The organism is Streptomyces sp. NPDC023481 (genome assembly GCF_055560195.1).
In genome coordinates, this window is sequence record NZ_JBVHJE010000003.1 from 509,438 (window position 1) to 524,501 (window position 15,064).

11 protein-coding genes are annotated in these 15,064 nt (G+C 74.2%); 5 read left to right on the forward strand and 6 right to left on the reverse strand.

Features of this window, described 5'->3' with window-relative positions; all coding sequences use genetic code 11:
• Nucleotides 1-19 precede the first annotated feature (19 nt).
• The 3 genes from ACZ3ZD_RS09825 (at nucleotide 20) to ACZ3ZD_RS09835 (ending at nucleotide 3,478) form a co-directional block, all read left to right on the forward strand.
• Complete coding sequence (locus tag ACZ3ZD_RS09825) at nucleotides 20-1,075, forward strand: lysostaphin resistance A-like protein (RefSeq protein ID WP_467395236.1); 1,056 nt, start codon at nucleotides 20-22, stop codon at nucleotides 1,073-1,075.
• Nucleotides 1,076-1,442: 367 nt separating this feature from the next.
• A complete protein-coding gene (locus ACZ3ZD_RS09830) occupies nucleotides 1,443-2,339 on the forward strand; it encodes an NAD(P)-dependent oxidoreductase (protein ID WP_467395237.1) in 897 nt (298 codons plus the stop codon).
• 290 nt (nucleotides 2,340-2,629) lie between these two features.
• Nucleotides 2,630-3,478: an EamA family transporter gene (locus tag ACZ3ZD_RS09835; RefSeq protein ID WP_467395238.1), complete on the forward strand. Its 849-nt coding sequence runs from the start codon at nucleotides 2,630-2,632 to the stop codon at nucleotides 3,476-3,478.
• Nucleotides 3,479-3,507: 29 nt separating this feature from the next.
• Here ACZ3ZD_RS09835 and ACZ3ZD_RS09840 read toward each other — a convergent pair whose 3' ends face one another.
• The 6 genes from ACZ3ZD_RS09840 to ACZ3ZD_RS09865 are packed head-to-tail and all read right to left on the reverse strand — an operon-like array spanning nucleotide 3,508 to nucleotide 12,883.
• Complete coding sequence (locus ACZ3ZD_RS09840; protein ID WP_467395239.1) at nucleotides 3,508-4,944, reverse strand: aminobutyraldehyde dehydrogenase; 1,437 nt, start codon at nucleotides 4,942-4,944, stop codon at nucleotides 3,508-3,510.
• Nucleotides 4,941-5,852: an ectoine hydroxylase gene (gene thpD, locus ACZ3ZD_RS09845; protein ID WP_467395240.1), complete on the reverse strand. Its 912-nt coding sequence runs from the start codon at nucleotides 5,850-5,852 to the stop codon at nucleotides 4,941-4,943. The genes ACZ3ZD_RS09840 and thpD overlap by 4 nt, the downstream gene beginning before the upstream one ends.
• Nucleotides 5,833-7,848 (reverse strand): primary-amine oxidase, encoded by a 2,016-nt coding sequence (locus tag ACZ3ZD_RS09850; RefSeq protein ID WP_467395241.1) that lies wholly within the window; start codon nucleotides 7,846-7,848, stop codon nucleotides 5,833-5,835. The genes thpD and ACZ3ZD_RS09850 overlap by 20 nt, the downstream gene beginning before the upstream one ends.
• A complete protein-coding gene (locus ACZ3ZD_RS09855; RefSeq protein ID WP_467395242.1) occupies nucleotides 7,845-8,654 on the reverse strand; it encodes a thioesterase II family protein in 810 nt (269 codons plus the stop codon). Before ACZ3ZD_RS09855 ends, ACZ3ZD_RS09850 begins: the two co-directional genes overlap by 4 nt.
• Nucleotides 8,647-11,733 (reverse strand): non-ribosomal peptide synthetase, encoded by a 3,087-nt coding sequence (locus tag ACZ3ZD_RS09860; protein ID WP_467395243.1) that lies wholly within the window; start codon nucleotides 11,731-11,733, stop codon nucleotides 8,647-8,649. The genes ACZ3ZD_RS09855 and ACZ3ZD_RS09860 overlap by 8 nt, the downstream gene beginning before the upstream one ends.
• Nucleotide 11,734: 1 nt before the next feature.
• Nucleotides 11,735-12,883, reverse strand: coding sequence for an acyl-CoA dehydrogenase family protein (locus ACZ3ZD_RS09865; protein ID WP_467395244.1), 1,149 nt, complete (start codon nucleotides 12,881-12,883; stop codon nucleotides 11,735-11,737).
• A gap of 477 nt (nucleotides 12,884-13,360) precedes the next feature.
• Between ACZ3ZD_RS09865 and ACZ3ZD_RS09870 the strand changes: the two genes are divergently transcribed.
• Nucleotides 13,361-14,209, forward strand: coding sequence for a class I SAM-dependent methyltransferase (locus ACZ3ZD_RS09870; protein WP_467395245.1), 849 nt, complete (start codon nucleotides 13,361-13,363; stop codon nucleotides 14,207-14,209).
• Nucleotides 14,210-14,504: 295 nt separating this feature from the next.
• Complete coding sequence (locus tag ACZ3ZD_RS09875) at nucleotides 14,505-14,936, forward strand: hypothetical protein (RefSeq protein WP_467395246.1); 432 nt, start codon at nucleotides 14,505-14,507, stop codon at nucleotides 14,934-14,936.
• Nucleotides 14,937-15,064 lie beyond the last annotated feature (128 nt).

Here is a 15,064-nt window from a genome sequence, read left to right on the forward strand (position 1 = left end):
GTTCGGGCAGGCTGACGGCATGACACAGCCTCAGCTCGACGAGCGACTGCCGTACCACCGCCTGGCCCGTCTCTCCCCGCACCACCGGTGGTGGCGCCCCCTGCTCGGGACGCTGGTCGTGGCCGTGGCCTACACGCTCGCCGTGGTCCTCCTGATGCTCGCCTGCGCCGCCCTGGCGGTGTCCCTGGGTTACCGCGAGGACGCCGACGGCTGGCCGGAGTTCGGCCCCGTCTCGGGCACCGCAGTGGATCTGCTCTCGATCGCGGTGGCGATACCCGTCGTCCTGGTGACCGTGCGCTGGATCGGCCGGCGCCGGGCCGGCACGGTCTCCTCCGTGACCGGGCGGCTGAGATGGCGCTGGCTGCTGCTGTGCGGGCTGACCGCCGTACCGGTCCTCGCCCTCTCGATGGGTGCCGCGTACCTGCTGCCCGGTGACGGCGAGGGGGAGGGCCCGTGGGTGGGCTGGGCGGCCTTCGGCAGGGCCCTCGCGATGCTGGTGGTGCTCGTGCCGGTGCAGGCGGCCGCGGAGGAGTACGTGTTCCGCGGCTGGCTGACCCAGACCGCCGGGGCGTACCTGCGCTCGCCGTGGGCCGCCCTGCTGCCCCAGGCCGTCCTGTTCGCCGCCGCCCACGGCTGGGGCACCCCCTGGGGCTTCGCCGACCTGGTCGTCTTCGGGGCGGCCGCGGGCTGGCTGACCTGGCGGACGGGCGGGCTGGAGGCGTCCATCGCCCTGCACGCGGTCAACAACCTCCTCGCCTTCGGCGTCTCGGCCGCCGTCGTGGGCGGCCTGAACACCGACGAGAGCGCGGCCGACGCGCCCTGGCAGATGGTCGCCGTCGACGTCGTGGGCATCGCCCTGTACACGGCGGCCGTGGCCTGGTGGCTGCGCCGCCGAAGGCCGGCCCGCACCGCCCCAGTACCCGGTCCTGCGGTGCCGCCGCCGCTTGTCGCGATGGCGTACCCGTACGTCCACGGCGCACCCGTGCCGCCGCCGTGGCCCGGCCGGCCGGCACCGGACACGGCGGCTCCGCCCGCGTCCCGGGGCGCCGGGGGAGACGGCGCGGGCCGCGTGTGAGCCGCGGTCAGGCGGTGTGCGGGGCGGTGGGGAGGGTGCGGGCCGCGAGGCCGGTGGCGGCCACCGGCGCCACCGCATCGGACATGACCCTCTCCTCCGCTTGCCGGACCCCGCCACGCCGCCCCCGCACCCGCCGCGGCCCACGCACCACCGGTATCCCCGCCGCACGGATCCACCGGCCACCGCACTCGGGGACGGTTCCCGTCCGGCCGCCGCGCCCCGGGGGCGCCCGTGTCCGGGAACGGCAGGTGACGAGGATCGGCCGGCCGGCTCCGTATCCTCGGCCAGGAGACGCGGAACGGCCGGCAGGTGCGCCCGGGCGGTCCGGGCCGCGTCGCAAACCCCCACACTTCAGGGAGTCGACGTCATGACCGACAAGCTCACCGTGAGCGTCCTGGGCACCGGCATCATGGGCGCCGCGATGGCCCGCAACCTCGTGCGGGCCGGACACAGTGTCAGGGCCTGGAACCGCACCCGCGCCAAGGCCGACCCGCTCGCCGACGACGGCGCGCACGTCGCCGGCACCCCAGCCGAGGCCGTCGAGGGCGCCGATGTCGTCCTGACGATGCTCTACGACGGCCCGGCCGCCCTGGAGGTCATGCGCGAGGCGGCGCCCGCGCTGCGCTCGGGCGCCGCCTGGGTGCAGTCCACCACCGCCGGCCTCGACGCCATCGGAGATCTGGCCGCTTTCGCCCGCGACCACGACCTCGTGTTCTTCGACGCGCCGGTCCTGGGCACCCGGCAGCCCGCCGAGGCCGGACGGCTCCTCGTCCTCGCCGCCGGCCCGAGCGCCCACCGGGCCGCCGTGACCCCGGTGTTCGACGCGGTCGGGGACCGTACCGTGTGGACCGGCGAGGACGGTGCGGCCGGTACCGCGACCCGGCTGAAGCTGGTCGCCAACAGCTGGGTCCTCGCGGCCACCGCCGCGACCGGCGAGGTGCTGGCCCTGGCCCGGGCGCTCGGCGTGGACCCGCAGGGATTCTTCGACGCGATCGAGGGCGGCCCGCTGGACATGGGATATCTGCACGCCAAGTCCCGGCTGATCCTGGAAGGCCGGCTCACCCCGCCCCAGTTCGCGGTGGCCACGGCCGCCAAGGACGCCCGGCTCATCGTCGGGGCGGGCGAGGCAAACGGGGTCCGGCTGGACGTGGCCGCCGCGAGCGCCGCGCGTCTGGAGCGCGCCGCCGCGCAGGGCCACGCGGACGAGGACATGGCCGCCGCCTACTTCGCCAGCTTCGGCCCCGCCGACCGTCCGTCCGCCTGATAAGCCGCCGTCCCCTCCGCCGCCCCTCTTGCGAGGGGGGGTGTACGACCACGCTGCCGGCCGGTGCGGCGGTGCCGAGCACCTGCCGCACGCCGGGCAGCAGGACCGGGTCGTACGGCGGGGAGGCCAACCACTCCCGCGGTGGGGCCAGTCCGGCCGTGGGGTGGTCCTGGTCCTCGACGGCCCGGAAGTCATCATCGCGGCGATCCCGGGTAGGGCGCTCGGTATGTCTTCGCGCCCCGCCGCCCCGCCGCCCCGGAAGAGCCCGCAGCCGTACGCGGGGAGCGCCCGTGGGTGAGACGCTCGCGCTGGCCTCCGCGCTCTGCTTCGGGGTGACCCACTTCGCGAACGGGCTCGTCTCCCGCCGTACCGACGGCATCACCGTGGCCCTCTACGCCCAGCTCGCCGGGAGCGTGGTCGCGGTGGTGGCGGCCCTCGCGTCCCCCGGTGGCTCCGCGACGGCGGGGGACTACTGGTTCGGGGCGCTGTCGGGTGTCGGCACGGGCGTGGGCGTCGCCTTCCTCTACCGGGCGATGTCCCAGGGGAAGATGAGCGTCGTCGTACCGGTCAGCGACGTGGGCGCCGTCGCCCTTCCCGTGCTGGTGGGTGTGGCCTTCCTGGGGGAGCGGCCGGCCGCCGTCGCCTGGGTCGGTATCGCGGCGGCCGTGCCCGCGCTCTGGCTCGTCGCCCAGGCGTCGGGGCCCGGCCCGGACGGCGGCCGTGCGCCGGTGACCGCGGGCGTGCCGGCCGCACTGGCCGCGAGCGCCGGTTTCGGGGTGCAGTTCCTCGCGATGGCCCAGGTGGGAGCCGGCGGCGGCCTGTGGCCGGTCGTCGTCAGCCGGCTCGCCTCCGTGCTGGTCATCGCCGTGGTACTGGCCCTGTACCGGTCCCCGGTGGCCATGCCCGGCCGGCTGACGGCGGTGGCCGGGGCGGCCGGAGCGGTCGGCACGGTCGCGATCATCCTGTACCTGGCCGCGACCCGGCACCAGCTGATGGCCGTCGCCACCGTGCTCTCGGCGCTCTACCCGGCCATCCCGGTACTGCTGGCGCTGGTCTTCCTGCACGAGCGGCTGACCCGGTGGCAGGCGGCCGGACTGGTGTGCGCGGCCGCCGCCATCGGACTCATCGCCCTGCGCTGAACCCGTCGGTGCCGGATCCGCCGGCCGCCTCAGGCGTCCGTGTAGGTCATCACGTGCTTGACCCGTGTGTAGTCCTCCAGCCCGTACGCCGACAGGTCCTTGCCGTACCCGGACTGCTTGAAACCGCCGTGCGGCATCTCGGCGGCCGTGGGCATGTGGCAGTTGATCCAGACGATGCCGGCGTCGATCCGCCGGGCCAGGGTCACGGCACGCCGGTGGTCCCGCGTCCACACCGACGAGGCCAGCCCGTAGCGCACGTCGTTGGCCATGCGCAGCGCCTCCTCGTCGTCGGCCGCCGCCTGCACGGTGAGGACCGGCCCGAAGATCTCCTCCTGGACCGCCTCGTCGTCCTGGCGCAGCCCCGTGACCACCGTGGCCTCGTGGAAGAAGCCGTCGCCGGGCAGCGCCGAACCCCCGGCGACGGTCCGGGCGTGAGCGGGCAGCCGCTCCAGGAAGCCCCGGACCCGCTCGCGCTGCGCCGCGCTGTTGAGCGGCCCGAAGTAGGCGCCGGCGTCCTCGGGCGGCCCGGGCGGCAGGTCCTTCACCTCGGCGACCAGGTGCTCCACGAACGCGTCGTGCACCGAGGCGTCCACGATGATCCGGCACGCCGACGCGCAGTCCTGCCCGGCGTTGTACAGGCCCGCCTCGGCGATGCCCCGCGCGGCCCGCGCCAGGTCGGCGTCGGCCGCGACCAGCACGGGCGCCTTGCCGCCCAGCTCCAGGTGGACGCGCTTGACGTCGGCGGAGGCGGCGGAGGCCACGTCGGTGCCGGCGCGGACGCTGCCGGTGACCGACACCATGGCCGGCCCGGGATGCCGTACCAGCAGGCGCCCGGTCTCCCGGGTGCCGCACACCACGTTGAGCACGCCCGGGGGCAGGAACTCGGCCGCCAGCTCGGCCAGCATCAGCGTGGTCACCGGAGTGGTGTCCGACGGTTTGAGCACCACGGTGTTGCCGGCCGCGACGGCCGGCGCGAACTTCCACACCGCCATCATCAGCGGGTAGTTCCAGGGGGTCACCTGGGCGCACACGCCGACCGGTTCCCGGCGGACCGACGAGGTGTGCCCGGGCAGGTACTCGCCGGTGGCCCTGCCCTCCAGCATCCGGGCGGCCCCCGCGAAGAACCGGATCTGGTCCGTCATGGGGCCCATCTCCTCGCCGGTGACGAGGTGCAGGGGCTTGCCCGTGTGGACCGTCTCCGCCGCCGCGAACTCCCCGGCCCGCTCCTCCAGGGCGTCCGCGATCCGCAGCAGGGCCCGCTGCCGCTCCCCGGGCGGGGTGTCCCGCCAGCGTGCGAACGCGTCCTGGGCGGAGCGTACGGCCGCGTCGACGTCCGCCTCGCCGGAGACGGGTGCCGTACCGGCGCGGCGCCCGGTGGCCGGGTTCACCAGGGGGACGGTCTCGTCGGTGCGGGCCGGGCGCCGGGCTCCGCCGACGAAGTTGGGCAGCGGTTCGCCGAGGTTCACCGGGCCTCCCCCACGGGTGTGAAGTCGCGGGAGGCGATGTACGGCGGCCGCGGCGCGGGCGCGGCGTACGGCGACCCGAGCGTGTTGTCCACACTGTTGTAGACGAGGAAGATGTTGGAACGCGGATACGGCGTGATGTTGCCGTTGGAGCCGTGCATGCAGTTGGCGTCGAAGAACGTCGCGGACCCGGGCGGCCCGGTGAACTGGTCGATCCCGCCCGCCTCTTCGGCCAGCTCGCGTACCGCGTCCTGCTCCGGCATGCCGACGGTGGGGGAGTGGGTGCGCAGCGAGGTCCGGTGGTGGCCGGGCGGAGTGCGGCCGACGCAGGGCACGAAGGTGCGGTGCGAACCGGGAATGATCAGCAGACTGCCGTTGTACGGGTGGTTCTCCGTCAGGGCGATCGAGACGCTCAGCGCGCGGGGCCGGGGCATGCCGTCCTCGGCGTGCCAGGTCTCGAAGTCGGAGTGCCAGTAGAACGGGCCGCCGGTGAATCCCGGCTTGTAGTTGACCCTGCTCTGGTGCACGTACACCTCGGAGCCGAGGAGCTGCCGGGCCACGTCCGCGAGCCGCGGGTCGGCGGCCAGCCGGGCGAAGACGGGGCTGACGCGGTGCACCTCGAAGACGGAGCGGACCTCCTGGGAGGCCTCCTCCACCACGGTGCGCTCGTCGGCGCGCAGGGCGGGGTCCTCGGCCAGCCGCGCGGCCTCCCGCCGCAGGGCGTCCACCTCGTGGGGGCCGAACAGCGGGTGCGGGCTGTGGTGGTGCCCGCGGTCGGCGAAGCCCGTGTACGCGCCGGGCGTGAGCGGCCCGTCCGCGGGGTCGCCCCACACCACGGGATCGGGCCGGGGCACGCGGGGTCCGGGCTCCGGCAGCCGGGTGGGGTAGCGGTCAGCGAGCGTGGTGGTCATGGTGTCCCTTTCCGGTCCGTTCGTCGGGCAGTCGGTCGTGGCAGGGGGCGGCGCGGCAGGCGTCGGGCGCGGGCACGTCCAGGGCGGGGTTGCCGTCGAAGAAGCCGTTCGGCCGCAGGGTGAAGCCCGTGGCCACCACCGGCATCGCCGGCCAGTCCTCGGGCCGTACGACGTGGTGCTCGCCGAAGGTGTGCCACAGCACGATGTCGGTGTCGGCCGTGGGCCGGTCGCCCTGCACGTACTCGGGCAGCCCCCCGTCGCCGGGGTGCTGGTTGGGGTAGTCGCCGGCGGCGTACATCTGGGCGGGGTCGTGCGCGGTGACCCAGAGGTGGCCGTAGGTGAAGCGGGCCCGGTGCCAGGCCTGGCTGCCGCGGGGCTGCATGGGCAGCAGACCCGAGGAGGGGACGAGCTTGTAACCGACCGGCTCGCCCAGGCCGTTGCGCCGGTGCGGGTTGACGATGTTCCAGAAGCGTCCGGTGGCCGAGTGCGCGGTGCGCTGCTCGGCCTGCCGTTCCGTGGCCAGCAGACGGGGCTGGAGGCGCCAGGCGTTGCCGTACGGGTTGTGCTCGTCCATCGGCAGCGGCACCGAGTCGACCTCGTACACCGAGTTGTGCGGTCCGTCGACGGCCATGTCCAGGCGCATGGAGAAGAAGTGCTGGTGGTGGGGGCCGTAGAGGCCGGGCGCCACCGCCGTGCCGTACGGCGGGCAGGGGCCGGAGAACGCGCCCGTCGAGATCATGCCGGTGAGCTTGACCTCGAAGCCGATCGTGCCGTCCAGGTACAGGTACCAGAAGTACCCGTACTGGTAGTTGCCGAGGACGGCGAACGAGGAGACGACCAGCCGGCGCTGGCGCCGGGTGACGACCTTGCCGGTGCGGAAGTCGGTGTGCTTCCACGCGATGTTCATGTCCTCCTCGTGCATGCAGATCGCGTGCGGCAGCGTGACCGGCTCGCCGTCCTGGTCGTGCACCACGGCGTCGAAGTAGTGGATCTCGCCGAGGCAGTCGCAGCCCAGTTCCAGGGCGTTGACCATGAACCCGGCGCCGTACTCGCCCTCGTCGAAGGCGTTCTTGCGGTAGTGGGTGAACCCGGGGTCGCCGTACGGCGTGTACATCTCGGCCAGGGAGGCGCGGTGCAGCACCGATCGGACCCGGCCTTGGTCCTCGTAGCCCAACTGGTGCAGTACGAGGCCCTCGCGGACGGTGAAGCCGAGGCGCAGCCGCCACTTCTGCCAGCGCACCGCGTACCCGTCGACGGTGAAGCTCGGCCCCTCGGGCTGGGTGATGTCGATGGGCCGCAGGTCGGTGCGCTCCTGGACGACGGGCGGCCAGTTGCCGTCGGCGGCGCGTTCCTCGGGGTCGTAGTTGCCGGACAGCGGCGGCAGCGGCACCACACCCTCGTCGGCGACGTCCAGGACCTCCACCGAGTCCAGGTCCACTAGGGCCACGAGGTTCTCGACGGGACGGGCGTAGCCGTTGTCGCGGGGGTGGGAGCGGACGAAGGTCAGCGCGTAGGACAGCCGCCGTCCCGGCCAGTCGGGATGGTCACCGGTGTGACCGGTCGGCCAGGCGTCGATCATCGCGAGGGAGAAGTCGGTGACCCCGCGCCGGCGCATGGCGTCCTGCCAGCGCGGATCCTCGCGGACCGCGGTGTCGCACTCCTCGAACTCCTCCTCGGTGACGGCGGTGTGGACCCCGGGCCGCGGCCGCCACCGGGTGACCTCCTCGGTGTCCAGGCACACCACCGCCTCGTAGGTACGGCGCTGCCGGCGGTCCCGCAGGACGACGGACACCTCGCGCGGCGGACGCCGGCCGGGATCGTCGTCCGCCAGGCGTTCCTTGTCCGGTTCCCTGAGCGACATCATGACGAACCGCACGTCCGCCGTGAGTCCCTGCCGGGACCTCAGCAGCGTGGCGGCGCGCCGGATCTCGTCGGCGGTGAGCGGCTCCAGCGGATGCCGTGTCGCTACGGCGGTCGTGGCGGGAGAAACGGTCACAGGGGCCTCCTGGACAGGTGGGCGGCGGGGGTCCGGGGCGGGGCGGGACGGGGTGCGGCCGCCTGGAGCAGGTCGTGCCGCAGGGCCTGCAGGACCAGGGGGCGGCCGGCGTCCAGGTAGAAGTGGTCGCCGGGGAAGCGCCGGTGCCGTACGACGGGCACACGGGTCAGCTGACCCCAGTCGTCCAGGTGCCGCGGCACGAGCGTCATGTCCTCCGACCCTGCGTAGACGGCGATCGGCGTCGGCAGCGGGGGACCACCGGGCCGGTGCCGGTAGGTCTCCGCGGCGGTGAAGTCCGCGCGGAGCGCCGGCAGCGCCAGGCGCAGCAGTTCCCGCTCCTCGCGGATCTCCGGCGAGGTGCCGCCGAGCCGGATGACCTCGGCCAGGAAGGCGTCGTCCGGCAGGCCGTGGCAGGGGCGGGCGGGCGCGGTGAGGCGGTGCGGGGGCTCGCTGCCCGAGACGACGAGCATCGCCGGCGGCCGGCCCCGGCGCAGCAGCTCGCGGGCGGTCTCGTAGGCGGCGACGGCCCCCAGGCTGTGCCCGAACAGGGCGTACGGCCTGTCGTCCGCCGCCTGCTCCAGCAGGCCGGCCAGTTCCTCGGCACAGCCGCGGGCGAGGGCGGTGACGCTCGTGCGGGGCGGCTCGGCGTAGCGCCCGTCGCGCCCCGGGAGCACCACGGGGTGCACGTCGATGTCCGGGGCGAGCGCGTCGGTCCAGGCCCGGTACACACCGCTGCCGGCGCCGGCGTGCGGGAAGCAGAACAGGCGGATCAGTGCGTCGGTGGTCCGGTGTCGCGGGTCAGTCATCGGGCTGGTCTCCTTCCCCTGCGTGCGCTGTGCTCTTGACGAGGTCCCGGACGGTGGGCGACGCCAGGAAGTGCTCCAGGCGGACGTCCAGGCCGTGTTCGGCGCGGACCCGGGAGACGAACCGGGCCGCGTGCAGCGAACTGCCGCCCGCGGCGAAGAAGTCGTCGCCCGGGTCCAGCCGGTCCTGGCCGAGCACCCGGCCCGCGAGCGCGGCGAGGGCGTCCTCCAGGGCGTCCGGCCGGCCGCCGTCGGCCACCGTGCTGCGCGGCTCCGGCCGCAGGGACGGCAGCGCGGCGTAGTCGGTCTTGCCGTTGCCGGTGACGGGCAGTGCGGACAGGAAGCCGTAGGCCGCGGGGAGCATGTAGGCGGGCAGCGTGCGGCGCAGGTGCCCGGTCAGCTCGGCGGGCTCGGGGGCGTCGCCGGCGGCGACGACATGGGCCTCGACCCGGTCCCCGACCGCCCGGACCGCCGCCGCGCGGACCCCGGGGTGGCGTTCCAGGGCGTGCTGGATCTCGCCGAGTTCGATCCGGTGGCCGCGGATCTTCACCTGCCGGTCGGTCCGCCCGAGGAAGTGCAGGACACCGTCGGTGTCCATGCGGACGAGGTCGCCGGTGCGGTACATGCGCGCGCCGGGCCGCCCGGCGAAGGGGTCGGGCAGGAAGCGCCGCGCGGTCAGGCCGGGCCGTCCGCGGTAGCCGCGGGCCACGCCGGCCCCGCCGACGTACAGCTCGCCCGTCCGGCCGGGCGGCACCAGTTCGCCGTGCTCGTCCAGCACATGCACGCCGACGTTGGCCAGCGGGACCCCGATCGGCACCGGCGCGTCACCGGCCCCGGCGTCGCAGCGCCAGGACGTGACGTCGACGGTGCACTCGCTGGGCCCGTAGAAGTTGTGCAACCGCGCCCCCGTGCCCAGCGCGTGGAACCGTTCGACCAGCCGTGGCGGCAGGGTCTCACCGCCGCAGAAGACGTAGCGCAGGCCGGTCACGTCGGTCAGGGCCGGGTCGTCCTCGTCCAGCAGCACGTCCAGCAGGGAGGGGACGCAGGCCAGCACGGTGACGCCGGAGTCCCGCATGAGGGTGAGCATCCGGTGCGGGTCGCGCAGCGCGCCCGGCGGGGGGACGACGAGTGTGGCGCCGGAGACGAGCGGGGCGAAGATCTCCCACACCGAGATGTCGAAGCCGAGCGAGGTGTGGTGCAGGACCGCGTCCCGCGGGCGCAGCGGGAAGGTGGCGGCGTCCCAGTACAGCCGGTTGGTGAGACTGCGGTGCTCGACCTCGACCCCCTTGGGCGTACCGGTCGATCCGGACGTGTAGAGCACGTACACGAGCGAGTCGGGAGCCGCCGGCCTCCTCTCTTCCGGGGGCCCCGCCGGGGCGTCGGCCAGGTCCGGCACGGTGGTCACCGGCATGTCGAGCGGCGGCAGCCGGTCGAGCAGTCGGGGGTCGCCCAGGACGAGGGCGGCCGCCGCGTCCTCGGCCAGGAACGCGGTGCGCTCCGGCGGATGGGCGGGGTCGAGCGGCAGATAGGCGGCACCCGCCTTGAGCACGCCGAGGATCGCCGTCACCGCTCCGGGACCGTGCTCCATGTGCAGCCCGACGACGTCACCGGCGCCGACGCCACGGCGGCGCAGCGCCCCGGCCAGCCGCTCGGCGTCCGCGTCGAGACGCGCGTACGTGAGATCCGCGCCGGCGCTGCGCACGGCGACCGCGTCGGGGTGGCGGGCCGCGGCCGCCTCCACCAGTTCGTGCACACACCGGCCGGCCGGATAGCGCACCCCGGTGTCGCGCACGCGCGCCGGTTCCCGCAGCCGGGCCAGCCGGCGCGGGCTGATCACCGGGCGGCGAGCGGATTCCGTCCCGGCCGCGGGGAGCGGGCCGCTCAGGTGCGCATACGGTCCCCAGCGTGCCGTTTCCGTCAGCAGGCGGCGGTGGCAGGCGGCGACGGGACTCCCGTCGGACAGCCCGAACGCGCCGTGGACGTGCACGGCGTGGCGCACGCAGTCCTTCACCAGCGCGGTGACCGCGTCGGCCAGCGCCAGCGCGTCGGCCACCAGCCTCCCCGCCCGCTCGGCTGTCAACTCCTTTCCTTCGGCGTCCAGTTCCCGCAGCCGCGCGTCGTTCGCCAGCCGCAGCCCCTCAAGTCGGGCGCGCTGCGCGGCCAGAGGGAACGCGACGGCCTGGTACGAGCCGATCGGGCGGCCGAACTGCGGTCGCCTGCGGGCGCGTTCGACGGCCTTGCCGAGCGCGGCACGGGCCAGGCCCAGCAGATGGGCGTTGCGCAGCAGCACGCAGCCGGCCCACAGCGGCCCGGCGGGCACGCCGGCCAGATCGGGGTGGGCGGTCCCGGGGGCATCCGTGTCCACGGCCAGGAGCAGGTCACCCGGCGTGGGGTGGGGTGTCGCCGTGTCCGGCCGCCAGCCGGTCACGGTGTCCGGCGCGCCGGGGGTCGGGAGGAGGACGAGGTCGGGCCGGTGCTGGGTGAACAGAGCCGGTTCGCGGCGGCCGGCGGCCCGGCTGCCGTACCCGGCGCCCGTGCCGCCCGGCTCCAGCCCGTCCGGTCCGTCCAGCCGGGCGTGCGGGCGTTCGGGCGTGGTGTCTGGTCCGTCCAGCCGGGCGTGCGGGGCCTCCAGCCGGGTGTGGGGGCCATCCAGCCCGGTGTCCATCCCCTCCGGACCGGCGTGCGGGCGCTCCAAACCGGCGTGCGGGCCCTCCAGCTCGCCGTGCGGGCGCTCCGACCCGCTGCCCTCCTGCCGGTGGAGCGGCACGGCCACCCCGACGCTGCACGCCCCCGTGCGCACCTCCCGCGCCAGTCCGGGTGCCGCACGAATGAGCAGCGGCAGGGCGATCAGGGTGTCCAAGGGGTCGCTCGGGCCCTCGGCGCGACCCAGGCGCTCGGCGAGGCCGGCGGCGTCGGCGGTTGTCAGCCCCAGGCCCCCGTCGTCGACCGGGAGACACGCGGCGTACCAGCCGTCCCGGGCGAGCCGGCGGCGCAGGTCGGTGACGCGGGACGGATCGCAGGAGTCGAGGGTGTGGGTGAAGTCCTGGAGCAGCTGCTGCCGCCAGGCACTGTGACGAGGCATGTCAGAGGTGCTCCTCCCAGGGATCGCCACCGTCCAGCAGGTCGGTGACCACGGTCGACAACTGCATCTCCGAGGTGCCGGCGGCCAGCGTCAGGCCGGGCGCCTCACGGACGGCCACCATCAGGTCCGGGAAGGCGGGTGACCCCTGCGGGCCGAGCAGATCCCAGGCCAACCAGGCCACCCGCTGGGCCAGTTCGCTGCTCCACCACTTCGCGGCGGCCGCGGCGGAGGCGCCGAGCCGCCCGTCCGCGAGGTCGGCCACGGCCCGCCAGCCCAGCAGGCGCGCGGCGGTCACCTCGGCGTCCAGCCGGGGCAGTCCCTGAGCGCCGCTCGTACGGGCCGCTCCCTCGCCGGCGTCCAGTGCGCGGACGAGCTGGTCCAGCCAGCGGCGGGCCCGCCCAGCGAAGCAGATGCCCGTGCGCTCCAGCCCCAGGGCCTGCGTGAGCATCGACCAACCCGCGCCCGGTGCGCCGATCAGTGCCTCGTCGTCCACCTCGGCGCCGTCGAGGTGGACGACGAAGAACCGCTCCGGGTTCACCGTCGGCAACGCCTCGATCCGCACCGCCGGATGGTCCAGGGGCACGACGAACAGGGCGGTGGCCGCATAGGCGTTGTCACCACCGCCGGCGACCCGTGCCGCGCAGATGCCGTACCGGGCGTCGGCCGTCGTGGCGTTCCAGGTCTTGGTGCCGGTCAACCGCCAGCCGTACGCGGTGCGTTCGGCGCGGGTGGCCATGCCGCCGAGGTCGCTGCCGGCGTCCGGTTCGGTGTACAGCACCGAGAAGACGACGTCGCCCGCGGCCATCGCCGGGCAGTGGCGGCGGCGTTGCCGCTCGGTGCCGAACGACAGGAGCGTGGCACCGGCGTTGTCGATCGTGTTCACGCGGGCGCTGTCGGGGACCCCGTGCAGGGCGAGTTCCTCGGCGACCACCGCGGTGGCGGTCACATCGGAGCCGCGACCGCCGTACTCCGGCGGCCAGTGCGGGGCGAGCAGACCCCGGCCGCCCAGCTTCCGGTAGGTCAGCCGGGGCAACGGGCACTCCTCGTGCGGCGGGGTTCTCCAAATGCCGTTCAGTTCCTCGCGTAATTCCGGTGCTGCCAGCAGCCGCCGTACTTCAGCACGTAAATCGGAGTTCTGAAGTCCTGCCATTTATCCAGTGTGAGGACAGCAGCGGACCGGGTGTCAAGAGGGGTGCGGAAAAGGGCCGGAACAGGGCGCCACCCGGTAGTTCCCCGCACACAGGATCCAAACCCGCGACTTTGCGTCGCCTTTTCCGTGCGGGTCGGACCGGTGAATGGAATGCCTTCACACAACCTTCAGATCGCGTGTATCCGTGCAGGTAACCACCCTCGCCGCAGAAAGATCACCGGCATTTCACGTCATCATTCGCGATCATTTCCGCGATGGTCCGTTGACGTCCGCGCCCGGATTTCCCTACGTTGGCCGGACACGGCACCGCTTCCCTGGCCGGGGTAATGCGTCCCCCGCTTTCCGCGTGCCTTCCCCGGGAGCGGCCACGAGGCGTTCTCCTGCTCGCGGGGACGACCCGCTTCCACGGCAGCGCGGCCCCACCTGCTCGTCCCGTCCTCACCGTTCTCCCGTTCTCACCGTTCCGAGGAGGAACACATGACGACGTACGACCATCCCACCCGCACCTTCGCCGACGCGGCCGAACAGCAGAAGGACCAGGTCAGGTCCGTCTACCGGCGAGTGGCCGAGGAGTACGACGAGCGCATCCCCGGACTCGGCCCGTGCGACGAGATGTTCACCACGACCGAGCACCGCTTCCTGCTGGAGAAGATCCGGCCCGGCGAACGCGTCCTGGACATCGGCTGCGGCACCGGCCGCTTCACCGTGCCCATGGCGGAACTGGGCGCCCAGGTCAGCGGACTCGACCTGTCGGCGGCGATGCTGGAGGTGGCCGGCGGCAAGCTCCGCGACCGGGGCCTGAGCGCGGACCTGCGCGAGGGCGACATGGCGCACATGCCGTTCCCGGACGGCTCCTTCGACACCGTCACCAGCATGCTCGCCCTCATGCACCTACCCCTGGAGGACCGGCCGGCGGTCTTCGCCGAGGTGCGCCGTGTGCTGCGGCCCGGCGGCCGGATGCTGCTCGGCGTCAAGAACGCCCTGTTCGAGGAGATGTTCACCGGCGACCGGTTCGCCTCGGTCGACGTCACCGACGTCGCCGGCAAGCAGCTGCTGTTCACCGGCACCCGCAGCGGCGAGGACTACCTCGCGCCCTGGTACAGCTTCAGCCCGCAGGACCTCACGGCACTGTTCGCCGGGGCCGGGATGACGGTCACCAGGATCCGCGGCAACTCGCCCCTCGCGGCCTGGCTCGCGGACGAGGTCCTGAGCGACTCCTCCGTGCGCGCCTTCGTCGACCGGATCGAGCGGTTCCTCGGCGAGATACCGCCCTTCAACCACTTCGGCTACCACCTGCTCGTGGAGGCGGTGAAACCGGCGGTCTGACGTCCCGTCGGGCGGTGCGCGACCGCGCTCGCCCCGCGGCCGGCACAGGTCCGGTGCCGGCGGGTGACACCCGGAGCCGCGGTCCGGCTCCGGGTGTCACGCATGCCGTGTCCGCCCGCGGCCCGGGACCGAGCGCACGGTCCCGGCGGCATGCCGGCCCGCGGCTCACCGCCGGCCCGCGCCCCAGCCCCCGGTTGCCCGCCTCTCGCGCTCCCGCAGGTCAGGCACGGTTTCCCGGGCGTGCAGGCGAGGGGCGACGGGAAACCCGTCGACTCCGGCCGGCCACGGCGGGATCGTGAGGGTCGTCAACACCGAGCACGACCTGCGGACGACGCAGGAGAACCGCAAGGGGGAAACCATGCGCAAGACGATGCGTGTCGGCGCCGCGTTCGCGACCGCCGCGGCGGCGGTCCTGACCATGAGCGGCGCGGCCCACGCCAAGCCCGCGGCCGACCCGTGGGCCGGCTGCCCCGACGGGGCGGTGTGCGTGTACCCGCAGAACCAGAACCCGGCCCAGTCGCCGAGCCTGGTCTTCTACAGCTACGGGCCGCACAACCTCAGCAACCAGTTCGGCCGGCACTGGGTCCTCAACAACCAGTACGGCGGCGCCACGGCGAGCCTGTGCTCCGGCTACAACGGCACCCTCTGCGGCACGCCCTTCGCCGAGGGGACGGGCGTGTGGGTCGACCTCACCGGGATCAACTCCATCACCCTGAACCGGCCGTAGGCGGCACGGCCCGCAGAGCCACAGCCCTCGGCCCGCCGTACCCCACCAACGGCGGCCGAGGGGTCATCACGGGGGAAGCTTCCGGAACCGCGACCGCGGTTCCGGAAGCTCTTTTTCGGCCACTGCAC

Bases quoted from the DNA above. Each gene is read 5' to 3' on its own strand.
- thpD (WP_467395240.1), bottom strand. From the start codon at position 5,852: ATGACCACCACGCTCGCTGACCGCTACCCCACCCGGCTGCCGGAGCCC.
- ACZ3ZD_RS09855 (WP_467395242.1), bottom strand. From the start codon at position 8,654: ATGACTGACCCGCGACACCGGACCACCGACGCACTGATCCGCCTGTTC.
- ACZ3ZD_RS09825 (WP_467395236.1), top strand. From the start codon at position 20: ATGACACAGCCTCAGCTCGACGAGCGACTGCCGTACCACCGCCTGGCC.
- ACZ3ZD_RS09830 (WP_467395237.1), top strand. From the start codon at position 1,443: ATGACCGACAAGCTCACCGTGAGCGTCCTGGGCACCGGCATCATGGGC.
- ACZ3ZD_RS09870 (WP_467395245.1), top strand. From the start codon at position 13,361: ATGACGACGTACGACCATCCCACCCGCACCTTCGCCGACGCGGCCGAA.
- ACZ3ZD_RS09860 (WP_467395243.1), bottom strand. From the start codon at position 11,733: ATGCCTCGTCACAGTGCCTGGCGGCAGCAGCTGCTCCAGGACTTCACC.
- ACZ3ZD_RS09865 (WP_467395244.1), bottom strand. From the start codon at position 12,883: ATGGCAGGACTTCAGAACTCCGATTTACGTGCTGAAGTACGGCGGCTG.